General features: G+C 61.2%; 25 protein-coding genes. 10 read left to right on the forward strand and 15 right to left on the reverse strand.

Translation table 11 applies throughout. From position 1 onward, the window contains the following. Positions 1-10: 10 nt before the first annotated feature. The 3 genes from I6L32_RS01255 to dinB form a co-directional block, all read right to left on the reverse strand. Positions 11-931 (reverse strand): transcriptional regulator GcvA, encoded by a 921-nt coding sequence (locus I6L32_RS01255; protein WP_216944535.1) that lies wholly within the window; start codon positions 929-931, stop codon positions 11-13. 286 nt (positions 932-1,217) lie between these two features. Next, on the reverse strand, positions 1,218-3,353 hold the full coding sequence (locus I6L32_RS01260; RefSeq protein ID WP_216944536.1) for a methyl-accepting chemotaxis protein: 2,136 nt from the start codon (positions 3,351-3,353) through the stop codon (positions 1,218-1,220). 67 nt (positions 3,354-3,420) lie between these two features. Beyond that, on the reverse strand, positions 3,421-4,473 hold the full coding sequence (dinB, locus tag I6L32_RS01265; protein ID WP_216944537.1) for a DNA polymerase IV: 1,053 nt from the start codon (positions 4,471-4,473) through the stop codon (positions 3,421-3,423). 192 nt (positions 4,474-4,665) lie between these two features. On the opposite strand from dinB, the gene I6L32_RS01270 reads away from it, so the two are divergent. Further along, entirely contained in the window at positions 4,666-4,878 is a 213-nt protein-coding gene (locus I6L32_RS01270) for a hypothetical protein (RefSeq protein ID WP_039040708.1), read from the forward strand. An 80-nt stretch (positions 4,879-4,958) separates the two neighbouring features. Here the strand turns inward: I6L32_RS01270 and nqrM are convergent, their stop codons facing one another. The 9 genes from nqrM to I6L32_RS01315 form a co-directional block, all read right to left on the reverse strand. After that, complete coding sequence (nqrM, locus tag I6L32_RS01275; protein ID WP_010673371.1) at positions 4,959-5,183, reverse strand: (Na+)-NQR maturation NqrM; 225 nt, start codon at positions 5,181-5,183, stop codon at positions 4,959-4,961. A gap of 11 nt (positions 5,184-5,194) precedes the next feature. Beyond that, positions 5,195-6,232, reverse strand: coding sequence for an FAD:protein FMN transferase (locus I6L32_RS01280; RefSeq protein ID WP_103260659.1), 1,038 nt, complete (start codon positions 6,230-6,232; stop codon positions 5,195-5,197). A 3-nt stretch (positions 6,233-6,235) separates the two neighbouring features. Further along, entirely contained in the window at positions 6,236-7,459 is a 1,224-nt protein-coding gene (gene nqrF / locus I6L32_RS01285) for an NADH:ubiquinone reductase (Na(+)-transporting) subunit F (RefSeq protein WP_010673369.1), read from the reverse strand. Positions 7,460-7,476: 17 nt separating this feature from the next. Then, positions 7,477-8,073, reverse strand: coding sequence for an NADH:ubiquinone reductase (Na(+)-transporting) subunit E (nqrE, locus tag I6L32_RS01290; RefSeq protein ID WP_005303538.1), 597 nt, complete (start codon positions 8,071-8,073; stop codon positions 7,477-7,479). Between the two features lie 3 nt (positions 8,074-8,076). Beyond that, positions 8,077-8,709, reverse strand: a complete 633-nt coding sequence (locus I6L32_RS01295; RefSeq protein ID WP_005303545.1) for an NADH:ubiquinone reductase (Na(+)-transporting) subunit D — start codon at positions 8,707-8,709, stop codon at positions 8,077-8,079. Then, entirely contained in the window at positions 8,702-9,490 is a 789-nt protein-coding gene (locus tag I6L32_RS01300) for a Na(+)-translocating NADH-quinone reductase subunit C (protein WP_216944538.1), read from the reverse strand. Before I6L32_RS01300 ends, I6L32_RS01295 begins: the two co-directional genes overlap by 8 nt. After that, on the reverse strand, positions 9,480-10,709 hold the full coding sequence (locus tag I6L32_RS01305) for an NADH:ubiquinone reductase (Na(+)-transporting) subunit B (protein WP_216944539.1): 1,230 nt from the start codon (positions 10,707-10,709) through the stop codon (positions 9,480-9,482). Before I6L32_RS01305 ends, I6L32_RS01300 begins: the two co-directional genes overlap by 11 nt. Positions 10,710-10,712: 3 nt before the next feature. Beyond that, positions 10,713-12,056, reverse strand: coding sequence for a Na(+)-translocating NADH-quinone reductase subunit A (locus I6L32_RS01310; RefSeq protein ID WP_216944540.1), 1,344 nt, complete (start codon positions 12,054-12,056; stop codon positions 10,713-10,715). A 418-nt stretch (positions 12,057-12,474) separates the two neighbouring features. After that, positions 12,475-12,783 carry a BolA family transcriptional regulator gene (locus I6L32_RS01315; RefSeq protein ID WP_010673364.1) on the reverse strand — a complete coding sequence of 103 codons (309 nt, stop codon included), beginning with the start codon at positions 12,781-12,783 and terminating at the stop codon, positions 12,475-12,477. 207 nt (positions 12,784-12,990) lie between these two features. On the opposite strand from I6L32_RS01315, the gene I6L32_RS01320 reads away from it, so the two are divergent. The 6 genes from I6L32_RS01320 (at position 12,991) to I6L32_RS01345 (ending at position 18,183) form a co-directional block, all read left to right on the forward strand. Further along, complete coding sequence (locus I6L32_RS01320; protein ID WP_216944541.1) at positions 12,991-14,124, forward strand: methyltransferase; 1,134 nt, start codon at positions 12,991-12,993, stop codon at positions 14,122-14,124. A gap of 24 nt (positions 14,125-14,148) precedes the next feature. Next, the gene (locus I6L32_RS01325) at positions 14,149-14,721 is read left to right on the forward strand and encodes a YajG family lipoprotein (RefSeq protein WP_039040711.1); all 573 of its coding nucleotides are present in this window, start codon (positions 14,149-14,151) and stop codon (positions 14,719-14,721) included. 14 nt (positions 14,722-14,735) lie between these two features. Then, entirely contained in the window at positions 14,736-15,287 is a 552-nt protein-coding gene (locus I6L32_RS01330; RefSeq protein ID WP_010673361.1) for a peptidylprolyl isomerase, read from the forward strand. 114 nt (positions 15,288-15,401) lie between these two features. Next, complete coding sequence (locus tag I6L32_RS01335) at positions 15,402-15,731, forward strand: hypothetical protein (protein ID WP_216944542.1); 330 nt, start codon at positions 15,402-15,404, stop codon at positions 15,729-15,731. Positions 15,732-15,918: 187 nt separating this feature from the next. After that, positions 15,919-17,220 (forward strand): MFS transporter, encoded by a 1,302-nt coding sequence (locus I6L32_RS01340; RefSeq protein ID WP_254203897.1) that lies wholly within the window; start codon positions 15,919-15,921, stop codon positions 17,218-17,220. A 156-nt stretch (positions 17,221-17,376) separates the two neighbouring features. Continuing rightward, complete coding sequence (locus tag I6L32_RS01345) at positions 17,377-18,183, forward strand: outer membrane protein OmpK (RefSeq protein ID WP_124814169.1); 807 nt, start codon at positions 17,377-17,379, stop codon at positions 18,181-18,183. Between the two features lie 103 nt (positions 18,184-18,286). Here I6L32_RS01345 and I6L32_RS01350 read toward each other — a convergent pair whose 3' ends face one another. After that, positions 18,287-18,769: a YajQ family cyclic di-GMP-binding protein gene (locus I6L32_RS01350; protein ID WP_010673357.1), complete on the reverse strand. Its 483-nt coding sequence runs from the start codon at positions 18,767-18,769 to the stop codon at positions 18,287-18,289. A gap of 358 nt (positions 18,770-19,127) precedes the next feature. Here I6L32_RS01350 and I6L32_RS01355 point away from each other — a divergent pair, with 358 nt between their 5' ends. The 3 genes from I6L32_RS01355 (at position 19,128) to I6L32_RS01365 (ending at position 22,491) form a co-directional block, all read left to right on the forward strand. Continuing rightward, positions 19,128-20,075 carry a ketopantoate reductase family protein gene (locus tag I6L32_RS01355; protein WP_124814167.1) on the forward strand — a complete coding sequence of 316 codons (948 nt, stop codon included), beginning with the start codon at positions 19,128-19,130 and terminating at the stop codon, positions 20,073-20,075. A gap of 30 nt (positions 20,076-20,105) precedes the next feature. Next, the gene (locus tag I6L32_RS01360) at positions 20,106-20,681 is read left to right on the forward strand and encodes a DJ-1 family glyoxalase III (protein WP_124814165.1); all 576 of its coding nucleotides are present in this window, start codon (positions 20,106-20,108) and stop codon (positions 20,679-20,681) included. A 319-nt stretch (positions 20,682-21,000) separates the two neighbouring features. After that, positions 21,001-22,491 carry a SulP family inorganic anion transporter gene (locus I6L32_RS01365; protein ID WP_216944544.1) on the forward strand — a complete coding sequence of 497 codons (1,491 nt, stop codon included), beginning with the start codon at positions 21,001-21,003 and terminating at the stop codon, positions 22,489-22,491. A 146-nt stretch (positions 22,492-22,637) separates the two neighbouring features. Here the strand turns inward: I6L32_RS01365 and I6L32_RS01370 are convergent, their stop codons facing one another. Together I6L32_RS01370 and I6L32_RS01375 are read right to left on the reverse strand one after the other, a co-directional pair. Beyond that, positions 22,638-23,717, reverse strand: a complete 1,080-nt coding sequence (locus I6L32_RS01370; RefSeq protein WP_216944545.1) for an ATP-binding protein — start codon at positions 23,715-23,717, stop codon at positions 22,638-22,640. After that, on the reverse strand, positions 23,714-24,442 hold the full coding sequence (locus I6L32_RS01375; RefSeq protein ID WP_048208200.1) for a response regulator: 729 nt from the start codon (positions 24,440-24,442) through the stop codon (positions 23,714-23,716). The genes I6L32_RS01370 and I6L32_RS01375 overlap by 4 nt, the downstream gene beginning before the upstream one ends. Positions 24,443-24,595: the final 153 nt, after the last annotated feature.

Consider the following 24,595-nt stretch of genomic DNA (forward strand, 5'->3'; position numbering starts at 1 on the left):
GGTCAACTCCTCAGGCATCGGCAAGGCGGGCACGCCTGCGGGCCTCTTCCTGCTCCACCAGTTCCAGCATCCAGTCGCGAAAAGCCACTATCTTGCCCTGATCGGATTGCTGCTCCTGACACACCAGATAGAAAGCGTTCTTGCTCACCAGCACCTGTTCGAACGGGCAGATGAGACGACCCGCCTCGATCTCCGGCTGGGCCAGCACGCTGTGGCCGAGCGCCACCCCCTGACCGTGGATCGCCGCCTGGATCACCATGGTGGAGTGGCTGAAGATGGGCCCCTGATTGACATTGGGGGCGTCGATGTCGAGCTGGCGGAACCAGGCCTTCCAGTCGCGCCGGGAGGTGTCGTGCAGCAGGGTGTGACGGGTCAGATCGTCCGGGATGCGCAGGGGCTTGGGGCCGGTCAGCAACAGGGGCGAGCAGACCGGGATCAGGTACTCGGTGTGCAGTTTGTCCGAACGAAGACCCGGCCAGTTGCCGCGGCCGTAGTAGATGGCCACGTCCACATCGTCGGTCAGCGACCCCTCGTCCATGTCCACCGCCTTGATCCGCACATCGATGTCCGGGTGGCGTTCGCTGAACTTGACCAGGCGGGGCACCAGCCACTGGATGGCGAAGCTCGGCTGCAGGGAGACGGTGAGCGCCCCCTTGGCGCTGCGGGCCAGCAGCTTGTCGGTCGCCTCGGAGATGGAGGCGAAGATGTCCTTGATGTCGAGGAAGTAGCTCTGCCCCTCCTCGGTCAGTAGCAGGGAGCGATTCTTGCGGCGAAACAGCTTGATGCCGAGATACTCCTCCAGCGCCTTGATCTGGTGGCTGATGGCGGCCTGGGTCACGAACAGCTCTTCTGCTGCGCGGGTAAAGCTCAAGTGACGAGCAGCGGCTTCAAACGCTTTCAGTGCATTGAGCGGAGGTAAACGACGAGACATGGAATCGGCCGACGATGAATTTTTCTAATGAGGCGCATTATAAATTGTCGGTTGCGGGTCGACCAGTGAATAAACATAATTCGCCACGCAATTCGTTGTCATATGGCTCACACCTTCTCTTCCATGTTGGTTTACATGTGGTTTTTGTGAGTGAGTCGACAGTGATTGTGGTGTTGTGTTTCTTCCTCTGCAGGAAGAAGGGCTAAATCAGGTCGATTTAACCCAGTCTGTCATCTGAATGTGTTTGGCGCCTCCGGTTGGATGGCGCCTTTTTTCTTATCCTCCCCTACACCCGGAACTGGCCCACCAGTTGCTGCTGCTTGTCCGCCAGTTGCGACAGCTCGCGCCCGTTGTCGGCGGAGGTCGCCGCTTCCGCCCGAATGGTATGGCTCACATCGCGAATGTTGCTGACGTTGCGATTGATCTCGTCCGCCACTCCGCTCTGCTCCTGCGCGGCCCTCGCGATCTGCTCGTTCATCTGGTGGATGGTGCCGACAGCCTGGATGATCTGCTCCAGCACGCTGACCGACAGCTCCACCTTGGTGAGGGTCAGATCCGCCTGGTGATGGCCGGCCAGGATCGCCTTCACCACCGCCTCCGTCCCCGACTGCAACTGGCCGATGAGGTTCTGGATCTCGACGATGGCGTTCTGGGTTCTGCCCGCCAGGTTGCGCACCTCGTCGGCGACCACCGCAAAACCGCGCCCCTGCTCACCGGCTCGGGCCGCCTCGATGGCCGCGTTCAAGGCCAGCAGGTTGGTCTGCTCGGCAATCCCCTGGATCACCACCAGGATGTCGTTGATGTTGTCGCTGTTGGCGGAGAGGTGCTCCACCACTGGTTTGGCATCGCTTATCACCGTCATCAGTCTGGACATGGCCTCCTGGGTCTGCGCCACCACGGACTTGCCCTCCTGGGCCGCCGTGTCGGCCTCATCGGCCGCCGCCACCGCCGCATTGGCATTGCCGGCGACCTGCAGGGCGGTAGCGCTCAACTCTTCAAACGCGGTCGCCACCAGATCCACCTCCTGATACTGGGACTGCATGCCGGCGCTGGTACGGGCTGCTCCTTGCGCCGCCAGGGCCGCACTGGCCCGAGTGCCCGCAACGGTGTCGATCACCTGGCTGATGGTGGATTGCAGCTTGTCCAGGAACTTGTTGAACCACTTGGCCAGCTCGCCAATCTCGTCATCTCTGCGCAGATCGATGCGCTGGGTGAGATCCCCCTCCCCGCTGGCGATGTCCTTGAGGCGTGCCACCACGGCGCGGATGGGCGCCACGATGCGCTGGGCCATCAGCCAGATGCAGAGCAGGGCGAGCGCCGAAATCCCGCCACCTATGGTGAGCTGGGTGGCCACGCTGCGCTGGGCCTGATCCTCAAGCTCCCCTTGCAGTTGCAGGGCCGAGGCGAGCACCACGGCGCGGGGCAGCTCGATATAGGTGCCCCACTTGCGATCCGTACCGCGCATGCTGACCGGCACGAAGGTCTGCAACAGAGCGCCATCCGGGCTCCAGCGCGTCACCACATCTCCCTTGGTCAGCCACCCCTTGAGATCCTGCGCCAGCCCTTGCTGCTCCAGCAGATTGCCAAGGGCGACCGGGAACCCTTCCACGCCGGCCACCCGCCCTTCACTGCTGAGCAGAAGCACCTTGGCCTGCCCCTTGTAGAGGGTCCGGCCCATCTCTTCCACCAGGCTCTGCAGGGTCCCCAGGGAGATGTCAACCCCCACCATGCCAAGCAGGGAACCCTGGTCCAGCAACGGCACGGTCACCGAGGTCATCAACACCTGCTGGGTCCCCACCTCGTCCACATAGGGTTCGAGCAGACAGAGCGCCTTGCTGCGGATGCTGCAACTGTACCAGTCGTTCTCAAGGCCGCCGTGTCCGGAGGGCTTGTCGTTGGCCAGTATCGCCTCGTCCATCACCTCCAGGTTGACCTTGCCGTCGACCCTGGCCCAATAGCTGGAAAAACGCCCCTTGTCGTTGGCGCCGAGCGCCGTCGACCCCTGATAGTTGTCATCCTCCCCGTCGAGCTGGTTGGGTTCGAATACCGCATAGACACCGAGCAGGTTCGCTGACGACTCCGCCGCATCCTGCAACTGCTGGTTGACGGCATTGCGCAGCGCCTCGGAGTGAACGAAGTTGTCGGCCGCGTTCTTGCGCTGGAACAAGATACCCTCGGCAAGCAGGGTCGCCCTGAAGTAAGCCTCATCGAGGTAGCTGGTCACCCGGGCTGCCTGGGTCGCTCCCATGGCCTGCATCCAGTTTTCTGCCGCGTGCTGCCCCTCCAGGGTGGTGGAGGTGAGCACCTGCTCCTGCATGCGGGCCGCGTTGAAAAGAGAAGAAGCCACCAGCGCGACGGCACTGGCCAGCAGACAGCAACCGGCGATCAGGGTGATCCGTCCCTGAACAGAAAGAGAACTCATGCCACTATTTCCTAACGTCTACAGATGTGAACACTATATCGGCTTTGGATACAAAAACTTAACTAAATCAGCAGAGATCCAGGCTTAATTGATTGATTTCACCCGCTCCGGGCAAACCAACGACCAGACCGAGCAGGCGAATGGGCTTTCCTTGAGCCCGTTGCAGTCCCTCGTGCAGCAGATCGTGGAAACGGGCCGCCTGATAACTCCCCTTGCGATAAACGGTGGTCTGGTGAAAATCGGCAAACTTCAGCTTGATCCCCTGCCCCATCAGCATCTCCGCAGGGCAGGCCTTGGCAAAACGCTGCTCCAGCTCGGGAATGAGCCGGCTGAGCACCTGCCAGCAGGCGTCCTCGTCCAGCACATCGCTGGCGAGCGTCGTCTCTACGCCGATGCTCTTGCGCACCCGCCGGGCCTGCACCGGCTGATCGTCATGCCCCCAGATGCGGCCGGCCAGCATCTCCCCGAGCTTGCCGAAACGGGCGATCAGCTCCTCGTTGCCGAGCTGACGGGCATCTTCGCACGAATACAGCCCGAGGGACTCCAGCCGCTCTGCCGTCTTGCGGCCGATGCCGGGCAACTTGCCAAGAGGGAGCTGACGCACGAACTCGTCCACCTCCTGGGGGCGGATGACGAACAGGCCGTCAGGCTTGCGCTGCTCCGAGGCGAGCTTGGCCAGAAACTTGTTCGGCGCCACACCGGCCGAGGCAGTCAGCCCAAGCTCGGCGCTGATGGCGGTGCGGATCTCCGCCGCCATCAGGGTGGCGCTGCCACCGCAGCGGGGACTCTGGGTCACGTCGAGATAGGCTTCATCGAGGGAGAGCGGCTCCACCTGCTCGGTGTAGCGCAGGAAGATGGCGCGCAACTGGCGCGAAGTTTCTTTGTAGACGGCCATCCGCCCGGGGATCAGCACCAATGGCGGACAGAGCTTTCTGGCCAGGGCGCTCGGCATGGCGGAGCGCACCCCGAAGCGGCGCGCCACGTAGTTGCAGGTGGAGATGACCCCGCGTCGGTCGGCGGCGCCACCAATGGCGAGCGGCACCTCCCTGAGGGCCGGGTTGTCCCGCATCTCCACCGCGGCGAAGAAGCAGTCCATGTCGATGTGAATGATCTTGCGCATGGCCGTGTCTGTTGCTGTGTCGGTGCCGGTCGCGTGGCCACCAGGGGCACGGCCTGCCGACGACACCACTGTATAGATAACCAGTCGATTGAATCATGCTACCCCACCCCTGTCATTTCTACCAGTCTGCGCGCGGGCGCGGCGGCATAGACTCTCAAGGCCACATCCACACGAGACTCAAGGAGGAGAAGCATGAGCATCATCCGGGCGGGGCTCTGCCTGCTGCTGTTGCCGCTAGCGACCATGGCCAAGGATCACCCGACAGCCGAATGCAGCTGGCTATACAAGCGCATCGAGATACTGGAAACCGCCATCAGGCAGGGGGATGAACTGGGCACCAGGGAGGAGCTGGCAAAGCGAAAGAAAGAGTTCAAGGCAAAGGCATGCAGCCAATATGACTACTGACCCCATGCCACATAAAAAACGAGCCGACCCAGGGGTCGACTCGTTTCGTTGCAAGGCTGCCTTCAGAGCGATATCCGCCGTTAGATGATGCGGTTGTCCACCAGCATCTTGCGACGGGCCTCTTCCTTGGCCATCTTCTTCTTGCGGTTGTCACAAGGCTCGGGGCAGTCGCACTCCTTCTCGATCCCGATGGAACCCAGGCCGCCACAGGAGCCGGAGATGGACTTGCGCTGGAAAATGTAGCCGATGGCCATGGCCACCACGACCATCAGAAACACCCCGAAGGTGATCAGAAAGATCTGCATGTAGTTACCCCTTACTTCTTGACCAGATATGGTTTGAAGGCATCCGAATAGGCCTCTTCGAACCCGTCATCCGTCTTGGTGATGGTGAAGATGGCCAGCCCCCGTTCCTTGGCATAGGCCAGGCTCTTCTCCGGCCCCATGACCATGAACACGGTCGCCAACCCGTCTGCAGTCATGCAGGAGGGGTGGATGACGGTCACCGACACCAGGCGGTGCTGGATGGGCTTGCCCGTCAGCGGATCCATGGTGTGGGAGAAGCGCTTGCCGTCCAGCTCGTAATAGTTGCGGTACTCGCCCGAGGTGGCCACCCCGTTGTCACCGGGCAGGATCACCTCCTGTACGGAACCGGCATTGACGGTCGGCTTCTCGATGGCGACACGCCAGGGATGCCCCTTGCCGTTGACGCCGTTGATGCGCAGCTCGCCGCCGATCTCCACCAGATAGTTGCGCGCCCCCTGGGACTCCAGGTACTCGGCCACCTTGTCTACGCCAAACCCCTTGGCAATGGCGGAGAGATCCACGTAGAGGTCCGGGATGTCCTTTTGCAGGGTATCGGCATCGGCAGAGGTTATCACATGCAGATTGCCAAGGCCCGTCTTCTGCCGGGTCTGGGCGATCAGCTCGTCGGACGGCACCTTGCTCGGTCTGGCATCCGGCCCAAAGCCCCACAGATTGACCAGAGGACCGACGGTGACGTCCAGCGCCCCACGGCTCTCGCGGCCAATGTGAATGGCCTCGGTCACCACCCGCGCGGTATCGCGGGAAACCACCACAGGGGTATTGCTCTTGTGCTGGTTGAAGCGTGACAGCTCGGAATCCGGGCGATAGGTCGACATCTGATCGTTGACCCGCTCCAGCAAGACGTCGACCTCGGCTTGCAGCCTGGCGGCATCCTGAACGGCGCTATCCGCCACCTTGATGGAGTAGTAGGTACCCATGGTGCTGCCGGTGATGTGGATCTCCGGCTTCGATTGGACCGTTTCCTGACCGCACCCAGTCAAGAAAAAGGCTAGCCCGAAGGCTAGCCAGGTCTTTACAACGCTGTGCATGGATTAACCACCGAAGTCATCCAGCAGGATGTTTTCGTCTTCAACACCGAGGTTTTTCAGCATGTTGATGACGGCGGCGTTCATCACGGGAGGCCCGCACATGTAGAACTCGCAATCCTCAGGCGCCTCGTGGTTCTTGAGGTAGTTCTCGAACAACACGTTGTGGATGAAGCCAGTGTAGCCATCCCAGTTGTCTTCCGGTTGCGGATCGGACAGGGCGACGTGCCACTGGAAGTTGTCGTTCTCGGCCTGCAGCATGTCGAAGTCTTCGACATAGAACATCTCGCGCTTGGAACGGGCACCGTACCAGAAGCTCATCTTGCGCTTGGTCTTCAGACGGCGCAGCTGGTCGAAGATGTGGGAGCGCATCGGCGCCATACCCGCACCACCACCGACGAACACCATTTCGGCGTCGGTGTCCTTGGCGAAGAACTCGCCGAACGGACCGGAGATGGTCACCTTGTCACCGGCCTTCAGGCTGAAGATGTAGGAAGACATCTGGCCGGGAGGGGCAGTCCAGTTGCTGGGCGGCGGGGTTGCGATCCGCACGTTCAGCATGATGATGCCGAACTCTTCCGGATAGTTCGCCATGGAGTAGGCACGGATAATCGGCTCGTTGACCTTGGACTCCAGCTCGAAGATCTTGAAGCGATCCCAGTCGCCACGATACTCCTCGGGAATATCGAAGTTCTTGTACTGCACGTGGTGGGCAGGCGCTTCGATCTGGATATAACCACCGGCGCGGAACGGCACGCTCTCGCCATCGGGGATCTGCAGCTTGAGCTCCTTGATGAAGGTGGCCTTGTTGTCATTGGAGATGACGGTACAGTCCCACTTCTTCACGCCGAAGATCTCTTCCGGCAGCTCGATGTCCATGTCGGAACGGACGGTGACCTGACAGGCCAGACGCTCGCCATGACGGGCTTCGCCCTTGCTGATGTGATCCAGCTCGGTCGGCAGGATGTCGCCGCCGCCGGATTTCACACGCACCTTGCACTGACCACAGGAGCCACCGCCACCACAGGCGGAGGAGACGAAGATACCACTGCCGGCGAGCACGCCAAGCAGCTTGCCACCCGCCGGGCTGGTCACAGCCTTGGCCGGGTCGCCGTTGATGCTGATTGTCACGTCACCGGCGGTCACCAGCTTGGACTTGGCGAACAGAATGACTGCCACCAAGGCCAGCAGGATCACGGTGAACATGACCACACCCAGAATAATTTCCATCTATATTTCCTTTCCGATTACAGGGAAATACCAGAGAAGGACATGAAGCCCAGCGCCATCAGACCCGCGGTGATGAAGGTGATGCCAAGGCCACGCAGGCCTTCCGGAACATCGGAATACTTCATCTTCTCGCGGATCCCCGCCATCGCGACGATGGCAAGCATCCAGCCTGCACCCGAACCCACGCCATAGACCACGGACTCAACGAAGTTGTAGTCACGCTGCACCATGAAGGAGACGCCGCCGAAGATGGCGCAGTTCACGGTGATGAGCGGCAGGAAGATACCGAGGGCGTTGTAGAGGGCCGGGAAGTACTTGTCCAGCGCCATCTCCAGGATCTGCACCAGGGCCGCGATCACCCCGATGAAGGTGATGAAGCTCAGGAAGCTCAGATCCAGACCGGATACCAAGGCACCGTCTTTAAGCACGTAGTTGTAGATCAGGTTGTTGGCCGGGACGGCAACGGTCTGAACCACGATAACGGCAATCCCCAGGCCCATGGCGGTCTTGACCTTCTTGGACACCGCCAGGAAGGTACACATCCCCAGGAAGAAGGAGAGCGCCAGGTTCTCGATGAAGATCGAGCGAATCAACAGACTGATATAGTGTTCCATACCTTAATCCTTCGCCTCCACCTGCTTGGGATCCTTGGTGCGCACGCCCCAGATGATCAGACCAATGATGAAGAACGCACTCGGCGGCAGCAGCAGCAGGCCGTTGGGCACATACCAGCCACCATTGTTCACCAGCGGCAGCAGCTCGATGCCGAACCAGGTGCCGGAACCCAGGATCTCGCGCACGGTGGCCACGGTCAGCAGCACGGCGCCATAACCCAGACCGTTGCCGATACCGTCCAGGAAGGAGGGCAGCGGGGCACTCTTCATGGCGTAGGCTTCGGCACGACCCATCACGATACAGTTGGTGATGATGAGACCGACGAACACCGACAGTTGCTTGGAGATGTCGTAGGCATACGCCTTGAGCACCTGGTCAACCACGATAACCAGCGAGGCAATCACCGCCATCTGGGCGATGATCCGCACGCTGTTAGGGATCTGGTTGCGGATCAGAGAGATGAACAGGTTGGAGAAGGCGGTGACCGCGGTAACGGCCAGCGTCATCACGAACGCCGTCTTCATCTGGCTGGTAACGGCCAGCGCGGAACAGACACCCAGCACCTGCAGTGCGATGGGGTTGTTGCCGAGCACAGGCGTCAACAGCAACTTTTTCATTTCGCTCTTGTCAGCCATTGTTGATTTCTCCTGCACGTACCTTGGCCAGGAAGGGACCGAAGCCCTTGGGGCCCATCCAGAAGTCGAAGGTGTGCTGTACACCATTACCGGTCAGGGTTGCACCAGACAGGCCGTCGATTTCATGCTCGGAACCAGCCGGAGCATGGCCCTTGATCACCCGCAGCGCAGGCTGACCGTTCTGGTCGAACAGCTTCTTGCCGACGAACAGCTCGCGCCAGGCCGGGTTCTCGATCTCGCCACCCAGACCCGGGGTTTCACCGTGGTCATAGTAGGTGATGCCCTTGATGGTCTGACCATCGGCCGCGACCGCTACGAAGGCGTACATGGTGGACCACAGACCCTGGCCGTAGATCGGCAGGATGATGTTGTCGACCTTGCCCTCGGCGTCCTTCGCGAAGAACACGGGGACCAGCTTGGAGATTTGACGCAGGCCAGCCTTGTCGTCGGACGGGGCCAGACGAATGTTCTGGGCCGGATCCTTGGCGGCAACCTTGGTGTCGAAGTTGTCGGCGTCGCCGTCAACGAACTCACCGCTGGTCAGATCCACCAGACGCGCTTCAATTTTGTCGCCATACAGCTTGGCCAGGTCACGCTTGGCCACGGTGCTGACGTCGACGCCGGCGACGGACAGGATGTTGCTTTGCTTGTCCAGCGCCTTGTTTTCCAGCTGGGCCGGACGCAGACCCACGGCAGCCACGGAGACCACGATGGAGCAGACCAGACACAGACCGGTCACTACGGCAAGCGTGCCGGTAGTAGAGTCTTTATTAAACGCCACGAGCGATCCTCCGCTTGATGTTCGCCTGCGCCACGAAATGGTCAAACAAGGGGGCAAACAGGTTGGCAAACAGAATGGCCAGCATCATGCCTTCCGGGAAGGCGGGGTTCACGACCCGGATCAGCACGACCATCACGCCGATGAGGGCGCCATACCACCACTTGCCCTTGTTGGTGAAGGCAGCGGAGACCGGATCGGTCGCCATGAAGGCCATACCGAACGCGAAGCCACCCAGCACCAGGTGCCAGTGCCACGGCATGTTGAACATGGGGTTGGTATCGGAACCGATGACGTTGAACAGCAGGGAGGTCGCTACCATGCCCACCATCACGCCGGCGATGATGCGCCAGGAGGCGATACGCATGTAGACGATCATGGCCGCACCGATGAGGATCATCAGGGTGGAGACTTCGCCGATGGAGCCCGGCAGGTTGCCGAGGAAGGCGTCCATCCAGCTGATGGCTTCACCGGTTGCACCGTTGATCAGCGCCATCTGGCCGCCCTGTGCCCACTGGCTCAGCGCGGTTGCGCCTGAGAAGCCGTCGACGGCAACCCAGACCGCATCACCGGAGATCTGACCCGGGTAGGCGAAGAACAGGAAGGCACGACCCGCCAGCGCCGGGTTCAGGAAGTTCTTGCCGGTACCACCGAACACTTCCTTGGCCAGCACCACGCCGAAGGTGATACCCAGGGCAGCTTGCCACAGGGGCAGCTCGGGCGGCACGATCAGGGCGAACAGGATGGAGGTCACGAAGAAGCCTTCGTTGATCTCGTGCTTGCGCACCATGGCGAACAGCACTTCCCAGAAACCACCGACGATGAAGACGGTGATGTAGATCGGGAAGAAGTGTGCCGCACCGATCAGCATCTTGCTGCCGACACCGGCCACGGCCGGATCCAGCGATGCGCCGAACAGGGTGGCGAGGGTGTATTGCCAGGTATCGGCACCGGCCGCGCTGCCCAGGTGGGCGATGGCGGCGATGGACTGGTTGCCGACGTTGTACATACCCCAGAACATGGCCGGGAACACGGCCAGCCACACCATGATCATCATGCGCTTCAGATCGATGGCGTCACGGACGTGGGCGGCATTGCGGGTCACGGAACCCGGGGTATAAAACAGGGTGTACGCCGCTTCGAACAGGGCATAGTACTTGGCGTACTTGCCACCCGGCTCGAAGTGATGTTCCATATTTTCAAGAAGTTGCTTGAAACTCATCGCTTAACCTTCCAGTTCGATCTTGGTCAGGCACTCACGCAAGACTGGGCCGTACTCGGTCTTGCCGGGGCAGACGAAGGTACAGAGCGCCAAATCTTCCTCATCCAGCTCCAGGCAGCCGAGCGCCTGTGCGCTGTCGGTGTCGCCGGAGATCAGATCCCGCAGCAGCAGGGTCGGCAGGATGTCGAGCGGCATCACGCGCTCATAGTTGCCGATAGGCACCATGGAGCGGTCACTACCGTTGGTGGTGGTAGTGAAGTTGATGAGTTTGCCCTTCATCAGATGAGAGAGGGTGGTACGGGTGATGGAGAACTTGTTGGCACTGGGTTTGACCCAGCCCATGAACTCTTTCTCGCGACCTTCGCCCAGCACGCTCACCTGATTGTGGAAGCGACCCAGGTAGTCATGGACCCCGTCAGCCTTGGCACCGCTCAGCAGGGAACCGGAGATGATGCGGTTCTCGTCTGCGCGCAGCTCGTTGTTGGTCAACTGGCTGAGGCAGGCGCCCATGCGGGTGCGCAGCAGGCGCGGCTTGATCACGTTCGGGCCAGCCAGGGCGATCACCTTGTCGGTGAAGATCTGGCCGGTGGTGAACAGCTTGCCGTAGGCGATCACGTCCTGGTAGTTGATGTGCCACTGCACCTTGTTGGCACTGACCGGATCCAGGAAGTGGATGTGGGTGCCCGGCAGACCGGCAGGATGCGGACCGACAAACACCTCTTCCTTGACCTGGGCCAGAGTGGCGTGCGGCAGGCTGCCTTCGCCCTTGCAGACGTAGACGGTGCCATCGGTCAGGCGGGTCAGCACGGCCAGACCGTCGAGGAAGGCCTGGGCCTGTTCCTTGATGATCAGCTCCGCACTGGCGGCCAGCGGGTTGGTGTCCATGGCGGTGACGAAGATGGCGCGCGGGGTGGAACCCACGGCAGGCACCTTGCTGAACGGGCGGGTACGCAGCGCGGTCCATTGGCCTGATGCGACCAGGATCTCCTGCACCTTGCTACGCTCGAGCTGTGCCAGCTCGGCGGAGGCAAAATGCTCAAAGGTCACCTGCTCGTCGGACCCATCGATGTCGATGACGACGGACTGGAGAACACGCTTGGCACCACGGTTGATCTCAGAAACCACACCGGTGGCAGGGGCCGTGAATTTAACGCCGGGATTCTTCTTATCTTCGAAGAGCTCCTGACCTTTAATGACGCGATCACCTACTTTGACAAACATAGTAGGACGCATCCCCACGAACTCTTCGCCGAGTGTAGCAACACGGGTGATGGCCGGGCCATCGTAGATTACTTGCTCCGGAGCACCCAGCACGGGGATGTCCAGTCCTCTTTTAATTGTAATCATACTCACTTGCACTACCGTTAAGGGAAGACAGGTTGGTTAGCGCCGAGAAATACATCACGACGAGTTGTTGAATGAGCCCGTCAACATCGCGGAAAGCTGTCGAAGAAATAAACAAATCAGCAACATACAGGATCATTCAAAAGCGCCTGAGTTTACCACCCTAGGCGAGTTAGCCGCCACGCCAAATGGGGAAAATCCCCGCCCTATCACAAAATTAACCTTCACTGAATATTTCGCGCACGTCCTTGCAAACCGTGGTTTTAAAGGACTTTTCGCAAAACTAACCATATAGAGGTATTTTCAGACATAAGGAAAAGGATTAGAAAAAATAATGCTACACCCCTCATCCCTGGCCGCACACCATTCGTGATAGCGCTGTTAATGGCCCGAGGAAGGCGCCATCAGAAGGTCCAACGGCTCACGCAAAGGGGGATTTGCTGACGCAACCCGGCGTCTTTGGCGCCTGCTCCCTGGCCTGCCACTCGGATTCGGTATAGGTATGCAACGCCAATGCATGAATGGCTCCCGCCAACTCGTCGGCCAGCACCCCGTTCACCTGACGATGGCGCCCCAGCAAACGCTGTCCCTCAAACGCCTGGCTCACCACGACTACCTTGAAGTGGCTTTCGGAGCCCGGTGCCACCCTGTGCATGTAGCTTTCATTGATCACTTCCAGGTGGCTCGGGGAGAGCGCGGCGGCCAGCTTGGCCTCTATCTGTTGTTGCATGCTCACGGTAAGGACTCCTCGTTGAATATCCGGCCATTGTAGCCAGGGTTGTGCGCCCGATGCATCAGGTACGAAGGATCCGCTCGCTCTCGCCGCACCGGACTGGTGAATTTCTCCGCCGCCGCTAGAATAGCGCCACTTTCACCGCTGCCGGGCAACACGGGGCAGACGGTCGCCATTCATCAATCACACGTTGGACTCTTGCCTATGCAAACCCTGCTCGACACGGCCCACTGCCGCCTGACCCTGTATCGTTACCCACGGCAGAGCCAGGACCCCCTGCAGGCCTGGGATGCGGCGGACGAGTATCTGATAAGCCACCTTGCCGAATCGCAGCAGGCACCTGACGGCCCCGTCATCATCATGAACGACGGCTTCGGCGCCCTGGCCGGCTATCTGCATGCCCACGCCCCCGTCTGCGTGACCGACTCCCACATCAGCGAGCGGGCCACCCTGGCCAACCTGGCGGAAAACGGGCTGGATCCCCACGCAATCACCCTGCAGGATGCGCTGGCCCCCCTGCCCGATGCCCCCGCCCTGGTGGTGATCAAGGTCTCCAAGTATCAGGCGCTGCTGGAGCAGCAACTGCTTGCCCTGCGCGGGGTCGTGACCCCTGCGACCCGCATCATTGCTGCCGGCAAGGCCAAGGACATCCACACCTCCACCCTCAAGCTGTTCGAAAAGTATCTGGGGGAGACCCGCACCTCGCTCGCCTGGAAGAAGGCGCGCCTCATTCATTGCACCCCGGTCGCCGAGCGCCCGTCCCTGACCAGTCCCTTCCCGACCGTCTGGCCGCTGGAAGGTACCGACATGCTCATCCACAACCATGCCAACGTGTTCTCGCGCACCAGCCTGGATATCGGCGCCCGCTTCATGCTGGACAACCTGCCCATCCACAGTGCCCGCAGAGTGATCGATCTGGGATGTGGCAATGGCGTGCTCGGGCTCTCCCTGCTCGCGCGGGACAGCGAGGTGGAGGTGACCTTCATCGACGAATCCCGGATGGCGGTGGCGTCCGCACGGCTCAACATCGAGCACAACCGGCCCGATGCCCTGCCCCGTGCCCACTTCATGGTCAACAACTGTCTCGATGACGTTCCCGTCGGGGCAGCGGACAGGATCCTCTGCAATCCCCCCTTCCATCAGTTGCAGGCGATCACCGATCACATCGCCTGGCAGATGTTCAGCGATGCCCACCGGGTGTTGCCTCAGGGGGGCGAACTCTGGATAGTAGGCAACCGTCATCTGGACTATCACAACAAACTCAAGCGCCTGTTTGGCAACGCACAAGTCGTTGCGTCGAACAGCAAATTCGTTATTTTGAAAGCCATCAAACGCTAAAGATAAAGCTAAAGGAAACCCATGATGAAAAAGTCACTCTTGCTGCTGGCCGCTCTGGTATTGGGCGGTTGTGCTACTCACTGGCCCGAGAGCGCCCTGCTCAACCCGCAAGTCATCCCCTCCAACCAGCAGTACTACTCCGGCAACCGCATCACCATGGAAGGGGTGGACAAGCGTGAAGCCGCCTATGTCTTCTCCATCAAGAAAAAAGAGAAGGCCCCTGTGCTGGTAAACAGCAGTCAGCCTCTCAACAGCCTGCTGGCTGAAAAACTGGCGGAAGGGCTGCGCAGCCAGGGCCTGGAAGTGGGCAACAGCGGCACCACCAACCTGACGCTGGCCATCTCCACTGCCGCCGTCACCGTGGAAGAGAAGACCTTCACCTATGTCACCAAGTCCCGCGTCAGCCTGCAGGTGATTGCCGACTTCCAGGGCAGCAAGCTGACCAAGCAGTTCAACATGTCCTCCAGCAAGGAGGGCCCGGGCGAGCCGAGCATGGCCGATCTGGAGTCCACTCTGAACCAGCAACTGGGCAGCGTGCTGCAGCAGATCATGGCCGACGAGGCGCTGCGCGGTTATCTCAAGGGTCAGCCGAGCTGAGCGAGGACATATAAATGAAGAAACTCTGGTTACTGGTCACCCTGATCGCCCCCCTGGCTTTTGCCGGTCAAAAAGTCCAGATGGAGACCAACCATGGCACCATCGTCGTGGAGCTGGCCCCCAAACAGGCGCCCCAGACCGTGAAGAACTTCCTGCGCTACGTGGCAGACGGCAGCTATGACGGCAGCCTGTTCCACCGGGTGATCCAGAACTTCGTGGTGCAGGGTGGAGGCTACAACCAGCAGTTCCAGCCCCTGCCGACCTTCGATCCCGTGGTCAACGAGTCCAGAGGCGGCCTGCCCAACAAGCGCGGCACCATCGCCATGGCCCGCACCCAGGCGGTCGACAGCGCCACTCGCCAGTTCTATTTCAATCTGGTGGACAACGACAACCTCAACGCCAATGCCGGCGCCGGTTACACCGTGTTCGGCCAGGTCGTGAAGGGGATGGAGGTGCTGGACAAACTGGCCCAGGTCCAGACCGGCTACAGCTCCATCCTGCGTGCCAACGACGTCCCCACCAGCCCCATCATCCTGAAGAAAGTGGTGCTGCTCGCGGACAAATAACGCGGCCCGGATCACATTCCACCGCGTCCCTGAACGGGTCACCGGTCTCTTTTTCTATACTCTGCTCCCCGATGCGTGCCACGCATCGGGGAGCAGAACCAGAAGGAGGAGCCGGTGACCTGTCATGATTACATAACCCAACACGCCGGCCCGCTGGCCCAGGCGGTTCGCCATTTTCTGGCACGCAAGATTCCCTATCAGCAGCTGGAGGACTTGAGTTGGCAGCTCCTCTCCCACTGGCAGGCGCTCTGCGTGATCCCCATGGACAAAGCCCCCGCCAACGAGCAAGAAGGGGTGTTCTGGCATCTGCTTCACAGCCTGCACCTGTGGGATGAGCAGCACCTCCTCTGTGATGACACGCTGCGTCTGCAACTCATGGCCTGCGCCAATTTTCTCGCCGCCGAGGGTCCCTGCCCGCACCACTGCATCGGCTCGCGCCCCTGAAACCTGCCGCTCCCCCCTCGGCTTGCCTTGGCTAGGCCTGCCGAACCTGACAAAATGATCCCCTTTTCCCAGAGGAGTCAGGCAGTTGAACAATCTCCGCCCGCCCAGCCACACACCGGGCCGCGCCACCCGCTGGCGAGATGCCCTCGCCGTCTATCTGGAAGCGCGGGTACTCATCCTGTTTGCCATGGGATTCTCCTCCGGCCTGCCTTTGCTGCTGGTCTTTGGCACCCTCTCGTTCTGGCTGCGCGAGGCGGATGTCAGCCTGACCGACATCGGCTACATGAGCTGGGTAGCGCTGGCCTACGGTTTCAAGTGGCTGTGGTCGCCCCTGGTGGATCGGCTGCCCCTGCCCCTGCTGTCACGGCTGCTTGGGCGGCGACGCAGCTGGATGCTGTTCTCCCAGGTGCTGATCGCCCTCTCCCTGGTCGGCATGGCCTATTGCGATCCCAAGACCCAGCTCGCCCAGCTGGCCCTCTTCGCCCTGCTGGTTGCCTTCTCCTCTGCCACCCAGGACATCGTCATCGACGCCTATCGCATCGAATCTGCTCCCGAGCGGCTGCAGGCGGCCATGGCCGCTTCCTATATGACGGGGTATCGACTCGCCATGATCATGGCGGGAGCGGGGGCGCTGGCGCTGGCGGCCTGGCTCGGCAGCAACAGCGACTATGACTATCGCGGCTGGCAGCTCACCTATCTGCTGATGGGAGGGCTGATGTCTCTTGGCATCCTCACCACCCTGATGAGTCACGAGCCGCAGATCGATCTCAAGAGTCAGGACGAGCAGCAGATGGCGCGCAAAGCCACCCTGCTGGCACGGGGTTGGTCACCCATGCTGGCCGGGCTGGGGGCCTGGACCTACGAGGCCATCTGGTGTCCCTTCGCCGACTTCTTCCGCCGCTACGGCTCCTCGGCCCTGCTGATCCTCGGGCTTATCGCCTGCTATCGCATCTCGGACGTGGTGATGGGGGTGATGTCCAACAGTTTCTATGTGGACCTGCAATTCAGCAAGACGGAAGTGGCCACCATCACCAAGGTGTACGGGGTTATCATGACGCTGGTGGGGGCCGCGCTCGGTGGGGTGCTGGTGATGCGCTTCGGCACCCTGCGCATCCTGTTCCTCGGCGCCGTGCTGACCGCCAGCACCAACCTGCTGTTCGCCCTGCTCAACGAGGTGGGCCACAACCTGGAGCTGCTGACCCTCATCATCTCGCTGGACAACCTCAGCGCCGGCATCGCGACGGCTGCGTTTGTGACCTATCTGTCGAGCCTGACCAACGTGGCCTTCTCGGCCACCCAGTACGCGCTGTTCAGCTCCATCATGCTGCTGCTGCCCAAGCTGCTTGCGGGTTTCTCCGGTCGGGTGGTCGAGCTGATCGGCTACAGCCACTTCTTCATCGGCACCAGCCTGCTCGGCATTCCGGTGATGATACTGATCATCATGGTTGCCAAACGAGGCAGCACCTTGTCACCACAAACGCACAAATAGCAAGCGTTTGCGCATTTTAGGGGGTGATTAGATTCACAAATCCTGACAAAGTTCCCTGGTGCTTGTTTATCCGCTGAATTTATTTGGCTAGAATCCCTCCCGCTCCTTGTGGGCAGGCTACGGAAAACCTCAACTAACGCACAAGAGACCAATAAAATGGCCAAATTTACCAAGACTCTGATCGCTGCCGGTCTGCTGGCTGCCTCCGCCACTCCGGCCATCGCTGCCGACTACAGCGGCGACATCCACAAGAACGACTACAAGTGGTTCCAGTTCAACGTGATGCACACCATCGACCAGCTGCCCTACGCTGAGTCCGAAGGTGGTTACAACGATACCTACTTCGAAATGGAGTTTGGTGGCCGTTCCGGTATCTTCGATCTGTACGGTTACGTCGACGTATTCGACATCTTCCAGAACCGTCACGACGACAAGCACAACCAGGACAACCTGTTCATCAAATTTGCACCGCGCATCTCCATCGATGCCATGACCGGCAAAGATCTCTCCTTCGGCCCGGTGCAGGAAGTCTACATCGCCAACCTGATCAACGTAGGTGGTCCGGATGGTCTGTTTGAAGCCATGACCGGTCTGGGTGCAGACGTCATGGTGCCCTGGTTCGGCAAAATGGGCATGAACCTGTATGCCCGTCACGTCAATGAAGGCGGTGGCGAGCAGGGCTGGAACGGCTATCAGTTCTCCATGAACTGGTTCAAGCCTTTCTACACCTTCTCCAACGGCAGCTTCGTAGCCTATCAGGGTTACCTGGATCACCTGTTTGATGCCAAGGACACTTCCACCGACGGTACCGCCATGTTCAACGGCCTGTACTGGCACTCCGACCGCTACGCCGTCGGTTACGGTCTGAAGTACTTCAACGACATCTACGGCATCCAGAACGGTTCCTACGGTCTGAAGACCACTGGTTTCGGCCACTACTTCTCCGTGACCTACAAGTTCTAATCGAACTCGTCACACGGACACAAAAAAACCGGAGCAGCTGCTCCGGTTTTTTTATGCCCTCATGCTGGCAGCGGGAGAAGAGCCGCGCCCTCCCCGTTCGCCATCAATCGCGGAAGTTCTGGAACTGCATCGGCTGGCCCAGTTCGGCGCCACGCACCAGAGCCATGGTCTCTTGCAGATCGTCGCGCTTCTTGCCGGTGACCCGCACCTCGTCGCCCTGGATGGCGGCCTGCACCTTGATCTTGGAATCCTTGATGAGCTTCACCAGCTTCTTGGCCACTTCCTTGTCGATCCCCTGCTTGAACTTCACGGTCAGGTGGAAACGCTTGCCGGAGTGGACGCTGTCACCCACGTCCATGGAACTGTTCTCGATCTGGCGCTTGAGCAGGGCGCCGCGCAGGATCTCGACCATCTGCTTGAGCTGGAAATCGGCGTCGGCTTCCAGCTTCACTTCTTCCTTGTTCAATTCGAAGCTGGCTTCCACACCACGAAAATCGAAACGGGTCGCCAGTTCACGGTTGGCGTTATCAACGGCGTTCAACACCTCGTTCATTTTGACTTCAGAGACAATATCGAATGACGGCATAGCCGGGCTCCTCATGCTGTACTTCAGGTTGTGCTGACAGGTGGGCAAATCTACCAGAAAACGGGCAAATTTGCTGATTTCGATGGGATTGCTCTGCTAGAATCCCCTGCGCACAGGAATGGTGAGACCCGTTAGAACCCGTCCAGGAGCGGTCGCGAGAGGTCCGACACTCGGTGAAGTGCAGCCCAGGAACCCGTATGGTCATGCATACATGAGGCTCCCTGGTTGCGCATGAGCCTTGAGCACGACCCGGCAGTCAGCTCATGCACCGGTTCCAGGTATTCACCAAGCGACATCTTCCCTTATCCCGGGTTGGCGGTTGACAGGATGGCAGCCCTTCCCATGATCGAGCCTCTTCATGCCAAGCGGATTACGCGACAACAACCTGAAAACACGCCGTCACCCTGTCTCTCCCGAGTGGACCTTGCTGGGCTGCGGCGCCCTGGGCGGCGTCTTCGCCTCCCTGTTGACCCAAAGCGGCCAAGCAACCCGCCTCCTGCTGCGCGAGCGCCATCGTGCCACCTTGCACCCCGGCGTCGACTTTACCTCCCTTGAGGGGCATACCCAGCTCCTGGCCATCGAACGCGCCTTCATCGACAAGCCGGGCAACATCAAACGCCTGCTGGTCATGACCAAGGCGGGGCAGGTGATATCGGCCCTCACTCCCCTGGTCGGGCAACTGGCGGCAGGGGTGCCCATCGTGCTGCTGCACAACGGCATGGGGATCGCCGATCAGGTGGTCGCACTCTTCCCCGACAACCCCGTGATCGCCGGCGTCACCAGCCATGGCGCCATGCAGAGCGGCCACTTCGTGTTCCGCCACACCGGCAAGGGGGAGACCTGGCTGGGCCCTGTCAACGAAGCGGCCCGTGCCCATGCCCACCTCGCCGACGAGCTGGCCAGCGCCCTGGGTCAGGCCGGCTGGGATGAGCAGATCCTGACACGCCAGTGGCAGAAACTCGCCGTCAACTGCGCCATCAATCCCCTCACCGCGCTCTACAAGCTCAAGAACGGCGAATTGGCTGGTCCGCGTTTTGCCGATGCCCTGCAGCAAATCTGCGTGGAAGTGGCTGACGTCATGCGGGCTGAAGGTCAGCCTACCGGCAGCGAAGAGCTGTTGCGCCGTGTCATGATGGTGGTGGAGCTCACCGCCGACAATTACTCTTCCATGTATCAGGACATGGAACAGGGCCGCGAGACCGAGATCGAAGCCATCACCGGCTTCCTGCTGAACAAGGCCGCCCTTCACGGTATCGCGGTGCCGGTCAATCAGGGCCTCTATCAGGCCGTCAAAGAGAAGCGCTGAGCAGAGCTGCTGGCAAGCAAGGAGTGCTAGATGAGCATACTGGTATTGGTGGCCCCCGGGTCGGAAGAGATAGAGACGGTTGCCATCGTCGATACCCTGGTTCGGGGTGGCATCGATGTGGTGCTGGCCTCCTGCTGCCCCACTGGAGCGCGCCAGATCCGCGCCTCTCGCGGGGTGCAACTGGTGGCGGATTGCCATCTCGACGAGCTGACCACCCGTGACTTCGATGCCATGGTCGTGCCGGGCGGTCTGCCCGGCAGCGAAGTGATCCGCGACACCCCCCTCGCCATCGACCTGCTACGGGAGCAGGCAGGCCTCGGCCGCTGGCGCGCCGCCATCTGCGCCGCACCCGCCGTGGTACTGCACCATCACGGCTTGCTGGGGGATGCGAGCACCACCTGCCATCCGGGCTTTCAGGCCCGTCTGCCCGCGACACAATTGAGCACGGCGCGGGTAGTGACCGATGAAGCCCATCGCCTGATCACCAGCCAGGGCCCGGGTACCGCCATCGAGTTCGCCCTCGAGATAGTACGGGTACTGCGCGGTGACGAGGCTGCTCACGCGGTGGCCGGTCCCATGATCCTCCTCCCTTCGGTATCGCCATAACCGCATCGGGCACTCCGATGAAAGCGACAGAGCCCCCTTGTTTGGTCTATGTTGGCTGCTCTTGTGCTAGATAAAACAATCCGGGCTTCCCCGGCCTGGCACCGGCTGTTAACATGCGCCCCTTATGCCTGTTATGTGCTCTGGGGTGGCCGTCACGCCGCCCTGACCCTGCCCTGTGCGGCCTCTGCCGCCTGACTCCGGTTATGCCGACCGGCCGGTTTACCCGACCATCAACAGCCAATCCAACCCTGTGATCCCCGCCATTCCCCCTGATTTGCGGGCCTGTGGCCATGGATCCTCAACGAGCGAGAAAATCCCCATGCTGGAACGTGCAAGACAAGAGTGGTTCTCCAACATACGGGGCGATCTGCTGTCGGGCATCGTCGTCGCCCTGGCGCTGATCCCGGAGGCCATCGCCTTCTCCATCATTGCGGGCGTCGACCCCAAGGTCGGCCTCTATGCCTCCTTCTGCATCGCCGTGGTCATCGCCTTCGTCGGCGGTCGTCCCGGCATGATTTCCGCCGCCACCGGCGCCATGGCGCTCCTGATGGTGACCCTGGTCAGGGAACATGGCCTGCAGTATCTGCTGGCGGCCACCCTGCTCACCGGCCTCTTCCAGATAGCGGCGGGCTACCTCAGGCTCGGCAGCCTGATGCGGTTCGTCTCCCGCTCCGTGGTGACCGGCTTCGTCAACGCCCTGGCCATCCTTATCTTCATGGCCCAGCTGCCCGAGCTCACCAACGTCACCTGGCAGGTCTACGCCATGACCGCAGCCGGGCTTGGCATCATCTATCTGTTCCCGCTCGTTCCCGTGGTGGGCAAACTGCTCCCCTCCCCCCTGCTGTGCATCGTCATCCTGACGGCGGTGGCCATCATCCTGGGCATCGACATCCGTACCGTGGGCGACATGGGCGAGCTGCCCGATACCCTGCCGGTCTTCCTCTGGCCCGACGTCCCCCTCAATCTGGAGACCCTGGCCATCATCTTCCCCTATTCAGCGGGGCTGGCGGTGGTGGGACTGCTCGAGTCCATGATGACGGCAGCCATCGTCGACGAGATGACCGACACCCCAAGCGATCGCAACCGCGAGTGCAAGGGTCAGGGGATCGCCAACATCGGCGCCGGTCTGCTGGGAGGCATGGCGGGGTGCGCCATGATTGGCCAGTCCGTCATCAACATCAAATCCGGTGGCCGCGGCCGCCTCTCCACCTTCGTGGCGGGGACCCTGCTCATCCTGATGGTGGTCTTCATGGATGAGTGGATCCGTCAGATCCCCATGGCAGCCCTGGTGGCCGTGATGATCATGGTCTCCATCGGCACGTTTTCCTGGGAGTCGGTACGCAACCTGAAGAGCCACCCCCTCTCCACCAACCTGGTGATGGTGACTACCGTCGCCGTGGTGGTCGCGACCCACAACCTGGCACTCGGGGTCTTCGTGGGGGTGCTGCTCGCCTCCCTCTTCTTCGCCCACAAGGTTGCCCGCGTCATGCTGGTCAAGAGCGACAGCGAGCGCAGCGGCGCCGTGCGTACCTATCTGGTGCGGGGCCAGCTCTTCTTTGCCAGCGCCGAGCAGTTCCTGGCCGGTTTCGATTTCAGGGAGGAAGTGGAGAAGGTGGTCATCGACCTGACGCACGCCCACTTCTGGGACATCACCGCCATCACGGCCCTCGACAAGGTGGTCATCAAGTTCCGCCGTGAGGGGAAAGAGGTGGCGGTCATCGGCCTGAACGACGCCAGTGCCACCCTGGTCGATCGCTTTGCCATCCACGACAAACGCCAGGAGGGAGAGCCCCTGCTGGCCGAGCATTGATCCCGGCGCGCCCCAAGAGGGCGCTGCCTGCAAGCCATAAAAAAAGCCCGTCTCCCCCCATGAGATGGGCTTTTTTTGGGCTGTTGGATCACAGTCAACACACGCGCCTCGGCGCGCCCATCCCGAGCCGATGCGGCAATGCGGGGTCATGACCTGCCGTCAGGGTGCAAGAGGGGCCAGGAAAGCAGGAACAGGGTGCCGCCCCGCCCGCCGGATTGGCAGACCGCACTGCCGCCGTGGGCCTCGGCAATCGCCTTGACCACGGCCAGCCCGAGCCCGCTGCCGCCACTCTTGCGCGAGCGTGACGGATCCCCCCGGCGAAACGCCTCGAAGATATGGGCGGCGACCTCCTCGCTGATGCCGGGCCCTTCGTCTTCCACGCTCAGGATGCACTGGGCGCCAGAACGATGCAGGCGCACGGTCAGCATGCCCGGCACCGCGTGCTTCTGGGCATTTTCCAGCAGCGCCATCAGGACCTGACGGATGCGAAGTGCATCGCAACAGACCCAGAGCTCGGCATCGAGCTCCCGTTTGAGGGTGAAACCGCTCGCGGCCAGAGGGGTGGCAAACGCCTCAAGCACCACGGCAAGCTCGTCGGCCAGCCTGATCTCCTCTCGTTGCAACTCCAGGTGGCCGCTGTCGTTGAGACTGAGTACCCGCAAGTCTTCGATCAGGTGGGTCAATCCCTCCACCTGGCGCAACAAACCTTCAAAGAGCGCACGTTCTGGCGGAAATACCCCTTCGGCCAGCCCCTGCAAGCGGCCACGCAAGATGGTCACCGGGGTGCGCAATTCGTGGGCGATGGCGGCATTCCAGAACTCCCGCTCACGGGTCATGCTCTGCAGCCGTTCGGCCATGGTGTTGAAGTCCCGCACCAGTTGCGCCGTCTCCCCGATCGCCTGTTCATCCAGCGGCACGCGCGCATCGAGCTTGCCCTCTGCCACCTCGCGCAGGCTGGTTGCCACCGAATTGAGGGGAGTCAGGATGCGCCGAGAGAGGCGCACTGCCACGTACAGCGCCATCCCCAATGCAATGAGAATGGTCGAGCCAATCCAGATCATCTCGACCCTGGAGGGCATCCAGCTCTCGGAGATGCTGCCAGGCACATAGGTCACGGCAATGGCGTAGAACACATAGGTGCCGATCACCGCGAGGCAGATGATGCCGAGCGCCATCAGCCCCAGGGAGCGGATGATTTGCCTGCGCAGGCCGGGTGCCGATGTCACGCATCGCCCCCGAAGCGATAGCCGACGCCCCAGACACTGGCGGGCACCCCCTGGATGCCCTGTGCCTCCAGCTTCTTGCGCAGCTTGCTGATGTGGCTGTCCACCGTGCGCTCCTGGGTATCCCCCTCCGGCAGGCAGTGGGTCAGCAGTTCGGCGCGGCTGAACACCCGCTTGGGTGCCCGCATCAGAGAGGCGAGCAACTTGAACTCGGTCAGGGTCAGATCCAGCATCTGCTGCCCCTCATCGCGGCAAATGCTGGCCTCGTGGCTCTCCAGATCGATCTGGAAGGGGCCGACCCGCAGCACCCGGGCCGTGGTCTGTTTCGCAGCCTGGCTGCGTCTGAGCACCGCCTGTACCCGAGCCACCACTTCGGCCGGGTTGAAGGGTTTGACCACATAGTCATCCGCCCCCATGCGCAGCCCCATCAGCTTGTCGAGGTCCTGATCCAGAGCGGTCAACATGATCACCGGCGTGTCGCCACGGGCCCGGATCTCGCTGAGCACCTGCCAGCCATCGAGCTGCGGCATCTGCACATCCAGCAGCAGGAGATCGGGTTTGCATGTCTGGTGCATGGCCAGGGCTTCGCGGCCATCGGCGGCATGCAGGGTGCGCAATCCGTGGCGTTGCAGGTAAGCGGCGAGGATGTCGGCTATCTCGGCTTCATCCTCTGCAATCAGTACCAGTGACTGGGCCGCCGGGTTGGCGGAAGCAGGAAGATACGACATGGTCGGACTCGAAAATGGGGGGCTTGAACTTTATCACCGCCTCCATGGATTCTCCACAAAGCCTCGAATCATTCGCAATAGCCCCTCTCCATAATGCCCGCTCGATGTGCTCTCGCGGCAACACCATGCCAGGGAGACGGTTTAACGAGGTGA

It is taken from the genome of Aeromonas sp. FDAARGOS 1402 (genome assembly GCF_019046925.1).
Lineage (GTDB): Bacteria > Pseudomonadota > Gammaproteobacteria > Enterobacterales > Aeromonadaceae > Aeromonas > Aeromonas caviae.